General features: G+C 39.0%; 7 protein-coding genes and 1 tRNA gene. 2 read left to right on the top strand and 6 right to left on the bottom strand.

Translation table 11 applies throughout. From position 1 onward, the window contains the following. Positions 1-293 precede the first annotated feature (293 nt). Positions 294-1,334 (top strand): quinolinate synthase NadA, encoded by a 1,041-nt coding sequence (nadA, locus tag BI291_RS08080; protein WP_074498153.1) that lies wholly within the window; start codon positions 294-296, stop codon positions 1,332-1,334. A 249-nt stretch (positions 1,335-1,583) separates the two neighbouring features. Continuing rightward, a tRNA-Ser gene (locus BI291_RS08075) sits at positions 1,584-1,671 on the top strand. Positions 1,672-1,914: 243 nt separating this feature from the next. Here the strand turns inward: BI291_RS08075 and BI291_RS08070 are convergent. The 6 genes from BI291_RS08070 to BI291_RS08045 form a co-directional block, all read right to left on the bottom strand. Next, on the bottom strand, positions 1,915-3,645 hold the full coding sequence (locus BI291_RS08070; RefSeq protein ID WP_074498150.1) for a potassium/proton antiporter: 1,731 nt from the start codon (positions 3,643-3,645) through the stop codon (positions 1,915-1,917). 471 nt (positions 3,646-4,116) lie between these two features. After that, positions 4,117-6,369 (bottom strand): GH92 family glycosyl hydrolase, encoded by a 2,253-nt coding sequence (locus BI291_RS08065; protein ID WP_074498147.1) that lies wholly within the window; start codon positions 6,367-6,369, stop codon positions 4,117-4,119. A 2-nt stretch (positions 6,370-6,371) separates the two neighbouring features. Beyond that, positions 6,372-8,660 (bottom strand): GH92 family glycosyl hydrolase, encoded by a 2,289-nt coding sequence (locus BI291_RS08060; RefSeq protein ID WP_083601961.1) that lies wholly within the window; start codon positions 8,658-8,660, stop codon positions 6,372-6,374. Between the two features lie 16 nt (positions 8,661-8,676). Further along, positions 8,677-9,903 (bottom strand): AGE family epimerase/isomerase, encoded by a 1,227-nt coding sequence (locus tag BI291_RS08055; protein ID WP_074498145.1) that lies wholly within the window; start codon positions 9,901-9,903, stop codon positions 8,677-8,679. A 27-nt stretch (positions 9,904-9,930) separates the two neighbouring features. Further along, positions 9,931-10,905 (bottom strand): carbohydrate kinase, encoded by a 975-nt coding sequence (locus BI291_RS08050; RefSeq protein WP_074498142.1) that lies wholly within the window; start codon positions 10,903-10,905, stop codon positions 9,931-9,933. After that, positions 10,902-12,161, bottom strand: a complete 1,260-nt coding sequence (locus BI291_RS08045) for a sugar MFS transporter (protein WP_074498140.1) — start codon at positions 12,159-12,161, stop codon at positions 10,902-10,904. The genes BI291_RS08050 and BI291_RS08045 overlap by 4 nt, the downstream gene beginning before the upstream one ends. Between the last annotated feature and the right edge of the window lie 92 nt (positions 12,162-12,253).

The following is a 12,253-nucleotide window of genomic DNA, read 5'->3' as shown; positions in this document are numbered from 1 at the left end:
TCAGGAACAATTTTGAACGCGCAGCGGCCAAAGGGTGTAGTACAGGATTACGGAATACAAAATTGTCAGGAACAATTTTGAACGCGCAGCGGCCCGTAGGGTGAAGTACAGGATGTACGGAATAAATCCCACCGACCACTTTTTTATCATGTTATCGCCTATTTGTATGACTTTCCCACACGATATAAGCAGTTCACTAAAAACCACCAGTTGTACATTGATCCGATAGTACACTTTTCATCGTATATCTCGTATAATTCCGCCCAGTTGTAATAGGCACGTAGAGTAAACTAATGGCACAGAGTAATTTAGCAGTAGATTTTGAATTTAACTTTCCAGCGAAACCCGCAAAGTTATCTGAACAAGAAAAATCAGACTACAAAACACGCATTAAGAACCTATTAGTTGAAAAAAACGCGGTATTGATCGCGCATTATTATACTGATCCTGAGATTCAAGCGTTAGCCGAAGAAACCGGTGGCTGTGTGGCAGATTCACTAGAAATGGCACGTTTTGGTAACCAACATCAGGCAGATACGTTAATCATTGCAGGTGTTAAGTTCATGGGTGAAACCGCAAAAGTGCTAACACCTGAAAAACGTGTTGTTATGCCAACCCTAGAAGCTACGTGTTCTTTAGATTTAGGTTGCCCAATTAAAGAGTTTAACGATTTTTGTGATCAACACCCTGATCGTACCGTTGTTGTTTACGCCAATACTTCAACTGCCGTCAAAGCACGTGCTGACTGGATAGTCACTTCATCTTGCGCACTCGACATTGTTGAGCACTTAGATGAACAAGGCGAAAAAATTGTTTGGGGGCCAGATCGTCACCTAGGCAATTATATTCAAAAGCAAACGGGTGCAGATATGATCATGTGGCAAGGTGCTTGTATTGTGCATGATGAGTTTAAAACCAAGGCGTTGACTGATATGAAAGCGTTGCATCCTGATGCCGCTATTTTGGTTCATCCTGAGTCTCCAGAAGAAATTGTAGCGCTAGCTGACGCCGTAGGTTCAACTAGCCAACTGATCAAAGCAGCACAAGAAATGCCTAACCAAAAATTCATTGTTGCCACTGATCGCGGTATTTTTTATAAAATGCAGCAACTGTGCCCTGGAAAAGAGTTTTTTGAAGCTCCAACAGCAGGGGAAGGGGCAACCTGTAAAAGCTGCGCACATTGCCCTTGGATGGCGATGAACGGCTTAAAAGCCATTGAAGAAGCCCTAATAGATCCAACTGGCAAAGAAGTTTTTGTTGATATGGAACTGCGAAAAGGCGCTTTACGTTCAACCAATCGCATGCTCGATTTTTCAGCAAGTTTAAAACGTTAAGCTAAAAAGCAACCAATTAGTACTGAAAGTATAAGAAAGCCTTGCTAAATCAGGGCTTTTTTTCTAACATAGCGCAGCTTTTTTAGTGCAGCCTTCAGTATTGATGTGAAGGAGCAATAAAAATTCAAGTTTAGGTGACGTGTCCGAGTTGCTGCCAAGGTGTATAACACGCCTAGGCGAGCTCAGCCAAATCACCCAGTGCAGATAAACACTGTAAAAAATTTATCGTTAAAAAATGAATCAAATTTAGGTGACGTGTCCGAGTGGCTGAAGGAGCACGCCTGGAAAGTGTGTAAAGGGCAACCTTTCGAGAGTTCGAATCTCTCCGTCACCGCCATTTTCTCTTTTGTTATTATCCAATGAATTTTCTCATATCAAAAAATAGCTATTGCAGCTTCTTTTTAACTCGAAACATTGAAACAAATCCATACATTAATACACTGATCTCATGGGTGTTCGGCAATCCCCACATATTACTGTGAAGAGGTAATCAAAAAGTTACTTCAATTGAAATGAAAAGAGTTAACCAATAAAATAATTTTTTCTTGGTTTATTGGCTCTAAACTTCGTTTTAGCCATTTCATTTACTTTTAGTGATTTTTGGGGCCGTCATTTTTACCCCAACAGTTATGATTCTATCCATTAACATTTCATGAATGGTTAATTCAACATTTTCTAATATCACCGATTTTCCAACTTCCACATTGTCTTTGAGTTTACTTTTTATGAGCTGTTCTAAAGTTTCGTTTTCAGAGCAATTTACTTCTATATTATAGGAGTGAGATAAATCTAATATTCTTGTTGTGGCTTTAACTTTAAATTCGTCTAATAAAGTATTGAGATTTTTTCGCTTTGATTTACTAGAGAAAACAAAATTCACAAAAGACCTAATTGCAGGCTTTAATACAATAAATAAGTGATCGCCTGTCAATAATTGCGTTGAGCCTCTTGGTGCAATTATCTTATCGTTTCGGGTAATCATCGCAACTACGGCACTTTCAGGTAAGGCAAGTTGTGATAATCGTCGCTCTGCTGCACGTGACTTCTCATCAATGGTGATTTCTACAATATCAGCATTTACATCTTTCAATGACATAATTTCTAAAGTGGCTGCTGGCTTCTCTTGAGGCGGTAATGTTAGCTTTAATGCTTTGGCCATTAAAGCTAGGGTAGAGCCTTGAACCGTTGCAGAAATTAGAACAACGAAAAACACTACGTTAAAGATAAGCGCGGCTCCGGGTAACCCAAATATATAAGGGAATATCGCTAAAATAATAGGCACAGAGCCTCTTAAGCCCACCCAAGAAACTAAGGTGATTTCTCGCCATTTAAACCTAAAAAGTGCAAGAATTGGAATTACAGCCAATGGGCGGGCGATAAAAATTAATACGAGTGCTATAACAAGGCCTTCTAGCCAAACTTCTAATAATAATGTAGGCGTTATTAACAAACCGAGTACTAAGAACATTGTAATTTGACTCAGCCAAGCAAGGCCGTCGTGAAATAGAAAAGTGTTTTTTCTTGCAATGAAATGACTATTTCCTATAACTGTGCCGGTAATAAACACAGCTAAAAATCCACTTCCACCAACATAAGCGGTTATACCAAATGACAATAAGCCGCAGGCTGCTACTAGCACAGGGTATAGGCCTGCTGCTGATAACTGTGTGTTATTGATTAACTTGACTGATAACCAACCGATTAGTAATCCGAACAGTCCCCCAAACCCCATTTGTGAGGCAAATAATGCTAATAATTGGGTGCCGGGCTCCATTCCATTCACTAAAATTTCTAATAGACCTACAGTTAGGAAGATGGCCATTGGATCGTTTGATGCACTTTCGATCTCGAGTGTGGAGCTAAGTTTTTTGTCTAAATTAATACCGGCATTGCGCAATAGTGAAAAAACAGCTGCGGCATCAGTAGAGCCAACGATAGCGCCAATTAACATTCCATATAATAAGGGTAAATCTAAGATATAAGCTGCCGCATATCCAGTAACAGCCCCTGTGACAAGTACACCAAGAGTTGCTAATGCAGAAGCTGGTTTCCACACCTTTTTAATCGAGGAAAAGGGTGTTTGTAAGCCACCATCAAATAATATCATTGCTAATGCCAGTGTTCCCAGCGCATGCGCTGCTTCAGCATTATCAAACATTATGCCGCCAGGGCCATCTTCTCCTGCTAGCATGCCAACTAATAAAAAGAGTACTAATACAGGTAAGCCCAAGCGAGCAGACAATTGACTCGACAAAATACCTATTAGAATAAGTGCGGCTGCAAGTAAAATAAACTGATCAATCAGAAACATTGGCTCCTCCAGTACGCACAACTATTTAGGTAAACCATTATTATATGGGAATTAATTCAACACATAAAATTTATTTGTTATGTTTTGTAGCGGTCTGTAGAAAACTTATGTAATGGTGACTATAGATTACTAGGTATGATTGTTAGAACATGATTATAATTCGACAGAATTTTGGCCGTTGCGCTATAGAAAGCATTACTTATTATGATCGTGAAGATTGGCTGCCGGGTAGTAATATCGCGCCTGTTCATATTAAAGGAGTGAATATTACAGAACTGAAGGCAATCTATTGTTTATTGAGAATATAGGGACTCAGGTAGATTTAATTGTAAATAATAACCTCCAAGACTCTCATTGAGGTTGAGTGAGGAATAGGTTCTGTTTAGGGGGTCAGCCGCCCGATATTAAGAAAGCGCGTAATTTAATAATTATCGGACTTTCTTATTTTATATATTCTATTTGTACAAATTGCTATTTAGACTTTTCATCGCCAATCAAAAATAACAACTCACCACCTTTGACCAATGCATTGTGATTGATGAAATAGGAGTTAATCTTTTCATTATTAAACAAAATGTTTGAAATATACTTACCTTCAGAGTCATTTTGTTTTGATTTTATCACTAAATTTTTATTCGCATAGTAATCTGAATTGAGCTTTATTGTTACTTCATTAAATGAGGGTGATACAACGGCATAATGCATATCGCCAGGTGAAACTGGATATATACCCATCATACTGAAAACTAACCATGCTGAAAGGGTACCGGCATCATCATTACCAGGAATGCCACCAGGTGTATTATGGTAATGTTTTTCTATTAGCTCCATTACTCGTTTTTGGCTACGCCATTCTTCGCCCTCTATATAATTATAGAGAAATGGGTAGGTGATATCTGGCTCATTTGCCATATCGAAATTATCAGTAATAAAAGTTTGTTCAAGTTGCTCAAGAAAATGTTTTTCACCGCCAAGTAATTCCATAAGCCCATTAATATCATGGGGAACATAAAAGCGATAGTTCCAAGCATTTCCCTCGATGTACCCAGGAGCGGGTTCAAAATTTCGGCCTAGTTGAGGGTCGTAAGGTGTTAGCCATTTTCCATTGATGTGCTTAGGACGAAGCATACCTGTCTTAGGATCAAATAATTTTTTATAACCCATAGAACGCTGTAAAAAAGTGTCATGATCTTGCTTTTTACCTAATGCTTTTGCTAGCTGTGCAAGGTTCCAGTCAGCGATATAGTATTCTAGGCTAGTTGATACAGTACCATCCCATTGACCTTCTCCATCAACAGGCACATAGCCATGTGTTAAATATGCTTTATTTTCTGGACGTAATAGGTTGTTTTGTTCAACACTCGCAGCTTTTTTTGCAAAATTGTAAGCACTATCAATATCAAAGTCTTGTATGCCACGTAAATAGGTATCAGCAATGACAGGTGTTGCAGGATCACCTACCATGACTTGTGTTTCCATGCCCAGTAATTCCCATTTAGGTAACCAGCCACTTTCTTTAGCCATGTCTACCATAGAATTCACCATATCAGATTGTATTTCTGGGTAAACAAGGCTTAACAGAGGGTGAAGGTTTCTATTGGTGTCCCATAATGAGTATACACTGTAACGCGTTTTTTCTTGATTATTACCAATACCTGATTGTCCCATCAATGGATAATCTCCATTGATGTCTTGAATGATATTAGGGTGAATCAGTGTATGATAGAGTGCGCTATAAAAAATAGTTTTCTTTTCTGTATCGCCTTTAACGGTAATACGTTCAAGCAGTTGTTGCCATTTTTGTTGAGATTTTTCTTTGGTGCGCTCAAATGAAAATTCGGGTTGTTCTGCCTCAAGGTTTTCTCTTGCATTGCTAATACTAACGTAGGAAATACCTAGCTTAACTTCAATTTGCTCATTTTCTTGCGTGTCAAACTGGAAGTACGCACCAATATCATCACCTGCAATTTCTTGTCGATAGTTTTCATAGGGCTTATAGCTATCGTTGTAACCAACCCATTCTGCCTCAACGTTTTTATACGTCGGCATTTTTTTCCATGCACCAGCCGTTTTAGCTTTTTTACTCAGTTTAGCGACAAAATAAACAGGACGAACATCCTCTGGGTTATAACAAAAAGTACCCAGCATTTTAAAGCCTTCGACTTCGTTGTTTGATACCACCTTTAGCATGCCACCCGTTTCATTAGTGAGACCTAAGCCTAAATTTAGTAAAATTTGAGATTGTCCTTTAGGAAAGGTATACCGACTAAGGCCTGTACGTAAGGTGCTAGTGACTTCTACATCAATTCCGTATTTATTAAGGGTATTACGGTAATATCCTGGAGAGGCTTCTTCATTGCTGTAAGTAGCGCCATATTTTTCCGCGTCAAATTCTAAACTCCCTGTCGTTGGCATCAATAAGAGGCTACCTAAGTCTGGGCAACCAACACCACTTAAATTGACATGACTAAAACCGGTTAGAAAGTTATTATCATGGATGTACCCTCGTGAATTCCATGCCTCGTCTTTTTCAAATGTATTTTCTTTACCTGCTTTAAATGCAGCATTAAACGGAACAACAGATGCCATACCATGCGGGTATTGCGCACCGGGGTGTGTTGCGCCAAAATTAGAAGTACCAATAAAAGGGTTAACATATTGAGTGACTGTTTCGGTGGCATGCGTGAATGTGCACACTAAGAAACATAATAAAAAAGTACGCATAATTACTGTTGCTCCGAAGTCATGTTAAATATGAGTGTGCCACCCGCCATAATTTCTTCATGGCTAATTTTAAAGGAAGTGTGTTTTTTATCATTCAAAAATACTGACTCAACATAAATATTATCTTCTGATTGGTTCTTGGCGATGATGTTAAATGTTTTGTCGTTGGGCAGTGATATTGTTGCTTGATTAACTTCTGGGCTACCTAAAATATATTCACCAGATACTGGGTTTACCGGATAAAAACCAAGTGCACTAAACATATACCAAGCTGACATTTGACCGGCATCTTCATTACCAACAAGGCCATCGGGTTTTGTTGTATATAAAGTAGACATAATTTGTCGTACGCGTTGCTGAGTTTTATGAGGTTTGTCTATAAATTGGTACAAGTATGGGACGTGATGTGCTGGTTCGTTGCCGTGTACATACTGACCTATGTAACCTGATATCCATTCAGGCAACATATTTGTTTTGGGATCTACTTGTTGGGCAGTAGTAAACATGTTATCGAGTTTTCGATTAAACTTTTCAGACCCACCCATCAACTTAATAAGCCCATGAATATCATGAGGCACAAAAAAGTTATACTGCCAGGCGTTAGCTTCGCAATAATCTTCTGGATGATAGGCTAATGGATCAAAGTTATCTTTAAATTCGCCGTTTAAGCCTTTAGCGCGCATGAAATTTGTATTGTGATCAAAATGCTGTTGGTAGTTTAAGGCTCGTTGGGAAAATAACTGGTAATCGTCTGCTTTACCTAAAGCCTTTGCCATTTGGGCTATGCTCCAATCGTCAAAAGCATACTCAAGCGTTAATGACACATTCCAGTTACCTTGTTCAAAGGGAACATAGCCCAATTCACGATATTCTTTAATGCTAAAATTAGTTTGCATCGCACTTTTTTTCATGGCGACGAATAACTCTTCACCATTAATGTCTTTATCAGTAATAACACCTTTTAGATACGCATCAGCCAGTACTGGTACGGCATGATAGCCCATCATCATATCGGTTTCGTTACCTTGAAAATTCCACACGGGTAATAGCCCATATTCATGATAATGGGCCATAAGTGAATGCATCATGGCTTTGCTGTGTTCTGTGTCGGTAATTGTTTTCCATGGGTGTAATGCTCGGAAGGTATCCCATAAAGAGAAAAAAGAATAACGTGGGTTTTCTGTAGACTGATGAATATTGCCATCAGGGCCTTTGTATTGTCCATTACTATCTGAAAATACGCGAGGTGCTAAATAAGAATGATAAAGTGCCGTGTAAAACTGCACCATGTTATCAGGAGTTGCGTTAACTTTTACTTTTGCTAGCGCTTGTTCCCATAATAGTTCACTTTCTTGTTTTACCTGTGTAAAACTTTTTTCTGCTCCATCACTTAGTAAATTTAGTTTGGCATTTTCACTACTGACTGAGCTGATCGCTGTTTTAACCGTAATTTTCTTGTTTTTGCTGACATCAAAATGTAGCAGGGCTGTTAAACCATCGCCTTTGGTTGTTGTGTAATGTGTCTTTGTTGTTTGAATGGCTTTTTCAGCAACACTGATATCGATAGAAGTGATTTTTTCAGAAAAGGTGGTATAAAAATATACTCGCTGATCTTTAGCCCAGCCGGTAGACTTTCGGTAACCTGAAATAGTGTAATCATCAATCACGTTAATGTTAGTGGCAATCGTAGCGTCCCAATTACGTGAATAATTTAAATCTAATTTTACTTGTCCATGTTGATGTTTATCAGCAAAGGTATATTTTTGAACCCCGCTTCTTAAACCTGCCGTTAATTCAACATTAATGTCGTAATCGGTTAAAAAAACCTGATAATAACCAGGCGAAGCAGATTCATTATCATGAGAGAAAGACGAATAAATGGTTGGTGTTTTTTTTACATCGTCTAATACTGCTTGTTTTACTTCACCTGCCAATGGCATAAACGAAATATCATATAAATCACCAGCACCTGTGCCGGAAAGGTGAGTATGACTAAAACCGGCAATAACATTATCAGGATAAAAATAACCTGAAATCCAATCCCAACCATTGCGACCATTATCTGGACTTAATTGCACCATACCATAAGGTTGGGTAGCTCCTGGGTAGGTTTTACCTTTTCCGGCCGTGCCAATAAAAGGATCTACATAGGAAATGAGTGTGTTATTGTGTTGAGGCTTGGTTGCATTTGGTTTTTGCGTGCAAGCCGTTGTTAATAATATCGTTATAAAAACACCGAACACTATTTTTTTTACGTCATTGTGCGTCGACTGAACCAAGCGGTACTGCATTTTCTTTCCTTTATGCTTAAAGCTTTCTATTTAAGGTATCGTCGCCAAGTACACGTAATACTTCAAAGCATGCGCCTAATGTGTGGTAATCACATTTTGCACCAGCAGCACTTTTTTGGTCACTGTATTTAGTGTTGTTATGTTTTAAGATACGAAACCATGCTCCGTGTTGATGATCAACCATATGCTGCCAGCTGTATTGCCATAATGCATTGTATTGCTCTAAGTATTTTTTATCCTTGGTGACTTGATATAACATTGCAGCAGCAGCAAAGCTTTCTGCTTGCACCCAAAAATATTTATCGTTATCGCAGCATTTTCCTTGCGGATCAAATCCGTAGATTAAACCGCCGTGCTCATTATCCCATGCTGTTTGATAAGCACGATCGAATAATGATTTGGCGCGTTCAACTAACCAGCTTTGTGGTTGATGTCGGTTAAGCATTAACAGTAATTTGGTCCACTCTGTTTGGTGGCCGGGTTGAAATCCCCAAGGGCGATATAGATTTTTTGGATCGTCTTTGTTGTATTCCCAGTCAGGCGTAAACTCGGTAGTGTAATGTTCCCATACTAACCCATCAGTGAGATCAGCTTGGCGAATAGCAATATTTTCAGCAATGGTTTGCGCACGTTGTAAAAATAATGTGTCTGATGTTGCTTCGTAGGCGGCAATCATCGCTTCACATAAGTGCATGTTAGCATTTTGACCACGGTAATCACTTAATTGTCCATCGGCACTGATTTCGTCGGCATATAAGCCAAATTCGGCTTGCCAAAAGCGCTCTTCAAGTAACTGATAAACAGTAAGTAGTTTATCGTTACTGTTGATAAGGCCTGATTTTTTTGCTGCAGCATATGCAAGTAATACAAAGGCGTAACCATAGGCTTGTTGGGTCATGTCATTAGCTTGGTGATCGTTTAACGTCCATGCGTAGCGTTGCTTGTCTTGTTGCCAATGTACTTGTTCTACATAATCTAAGCCGTGTTTAGCCATGCTAAGGTATTCATTGTTATCATACACCAAACTGGCAAGAGCATAGTTAACAACGATGCGTGTACTACTGACAAGCTGTCTGAATTTATCATCAAAATGGTCGCCATTATCACGGAAGTTTTGAAAGTAACCGCCCGTATTATCAATTACCCTTGGGTTATAAAAGTTAAGAATTGATTGGCCATGTTTGAGTAAAAAATCGCGGCTATAAAACGCCTCTTCTGGTAATGGTTGTTGTGCTGGTTTCATATTTCTCTCCAAATCGGGTATCAATGGTTATAGATAAAGATCTGTTGGCCAATGTTGTTCTATATCACTAAAGCGAGGTAGGGCAGGAAATGCGCCTGGTAAAGTTACTGTATGAGCACCACAGTTTGACGCAAACGTAATTAACTCTCTAAGTATATCCATTGAAAACAGCGCAGTTTTTGGTTCTGACAATTTACTTAATGCAAATAGCAGAGAACCGCTAAATGCATCGCCGCCTGCTGTGGTATCTACAGCTTTAATATCAGGTACTGGTATTGTGTCTTGTCCAATGGTTGAGTAAAACTCAATTGGATGCTCGCCATCAGTAATAACTAACAATGAGACACCGTTATCAAGACAGGATTGAATGTAAGTTTGATTGTTCCCTTGGGCGAGGTACTCTAATTCATCACGTGAGAACTTAACAATATCTGAGATATAAACGAGTTCATTAACTAATTGTACATTAGCTTGGCCAGTAGACCATAAATTATGACGTAAATTAACATCAAAACTTACCAATGACTGCTTCGCTTTTGCTCGTGTAACGGCAGCTTTAGTTGCTATCGCTATGCTTTTGTCAGTTAGTGTATTGCTACAAAAGTGAAATAAAGGTTGATCTTCATACCATTTATCATCAATCTGCTGTTCACTAAAAAGCACATCTGCGGAACCATCACGATAAAAAGAAAAGCTTCTGTCACCTTCACTGTCTAGCATAACAAATGCTAGCGCCGTTTTGGCGCTAGGGTGCTTGGTTAAAAACTGAGTATCAACGCCATATTCTATCAATGCTTGTTCTAGAAAGTGACCAAAGGCATCATTACCTACTTGACCTGCAAATAATGCTTTACCGCCAAGTTTGGCTACAGCTACCGCAGCATTTGCTGGCGCACCACCTGGATATTGGCGATAGTTATTCAAAACAAGGGGACCGTCTTCTTGCTTTCCTGTATTTAAAAAATCGATTAGCGCTTCGCCAAAACATAAGACGGGTTTCATGCTTTTACCTCTGCTGCATTGTTGATATTCGTACTTTTAGAGCCTTTTAGTGCGTACCAAGCGATATAAACATAAGCAAAAGCAGGTACGATAAAGCTAGCCTGTACTGATGTTACGTCAGCTGCAACGCCTTGAAGCATTGGAATAACCGCACCTCCGACAATTGCTTGGCATAATAAGCCAGACCCTCGACCGGTTAATGGACCGAGTCCTTTAATGGCTAAGGTAAAGATAGTAGGAAACATAATTGAGTTGAAAAAACCTACACTGAGGATCGCCCACATCGCAGTTTGACCACTACTGTTAACAGTTAAAGTGATCAGTAAAATAACCATCATGGCATTAAAGGCTAATAAAAATGATGGTCTAATGATTCTCATTAAAGCGGCACCAATAAAACGTCCGATCATGGCCGCACCCCAATAATATGACACCATTTTACTGGCTTCATGCTCACTTAAACCACCAATATGACTTTCTGCAAAAAAATTAACGAGAAAGCTACCGATAGAGACTTCTGCCCCTACATACAAAAAGATAGCTAAGGTACCAAACAAAAGTGGAGGGTGTTTAAAAACAGAATCATTAGGCGCTTCTGTGGTATCTGTTGTTTCAACGTCAGTAATAACTGGAAGTTGTATACGACTAAATATCACCGCTGTAATTATCATGACACTGGCTAAAATTAAATAAGGTAACTGAACTGCCGTTGCGGCTATGATTGTCGCTGTACCACCAAATATAAGTGCTGCACCAAATGCAGGGCCTAAAGTATGACCTAAAGAATTAATAGCTTGCGCTAAATTGAGGCGACTAGCTGCTGTTGTTTCTGAACCCAGGATCGCGACATATGGGTTGGCTGATACTTGCAATATTGTGACGCCGCTAGCAAGAATAAATAAGCCAAGTAGGAAAATGGCATAAATTTCAACTTCTGCTGCTGGATAAAACAAGAGGCAACCAGCTGCAATGGTAAGTAAACCAATAATGATGCCACGTTGATAACCTACTTTCTCAATTAATTTACCCGCGAAAGGAGAGATAATAAAGTAAGCACCAAAAAAGCAAAATTGCACCAACATTGCTTCAGTGTAGTTAAGATCAAATGCCGCTTTTAAATGAGGAATTAAAATGTCATTTAATGCAGTAATAAATCCCCAGATAAAAAACAAGGTTGTCATCGCAATAAAAGCAAATTTAGTATTCATTGCTCCTGTTGCTTTAAATGTATTCCCCGTTGGAATGTTTCCAGCCATATTATTGCCTTTATTCGTTTTTGGTTGTTGTTAAAATAGCGTCACTAGGTGATTTTTTTCGACTAATAACGGTTAATGTTGCTATCAAGACT

The sequence above is a fragment of the Thalassotalea sp. PP2-459 genome (assembly GCF_001913705.1).
Lineage (GTDB): Bacteria > Pseudomonadota > Gammaproteobacteria > Enterobacterales > Alteromonadaceae > Thalassotalea_C > Thalassotalea_C hakodatensis.
Note: the sequence above shows the minus strand (reverse complement) of the source record. Positions and strands in the feature narration are given on the sequence as shown.

What these genes read in the sequence shown, in the direction of transcription:
- nadA (WP_074498153.1), top strand. Translation starts at nt 294, where the DNA reads ATGGCACAGAGTAATTTAGCAGTAGATTTTGAATTTAACTTTCCAGCG.
- BI291_RS08070 (WP_074498150.1), bottom strand. Translation starts at nt 3,645, where the DNA reads ATGTTTCTGATTGATCAGTTTATTTTACTTGCAGCCGCACTTATTCTA.
- BI291_RS08065 (WP_074498147.1), bottom strand. Translation starts at nt 6,369, where the DNA reads ATGCGTACTTTTTTATTATGTTTCTTAGTGTGCACATTCACGCATGCC.
- BI291_RS08060 (WP_083601961.1), bottom strand. Translation starts at nt 8,660, where the DNA reads ATGCAGTACCGCTTGGTTCAGTCGACGCACAATGACGTAAAAAAAATA.
- BI291_RS08055 (WP_074498145.1), bottom strand. Translation starts at nt 9,903, where the DNA reads ATGAAACCAGCACAACAACCATTACCAGAAGAGGCGTTTTATAGCCGC.
- BI291_RS08050 (WP_074498142.1), bottom strand. Translation starts at nt 10,905, where the DNA reads ATGAAACCCGTCTTATGTTTTGGCGAAGCGCTAATCGATTTTTTAAAT.
- BI291_RS08045 (WP_074498140.1), bottom strand. Translation starts at nt 12,161, where the DNA reads ATGGCTGGAAACATTCCAACGGGGAATACATTTAAAGCAACAGGAGCA.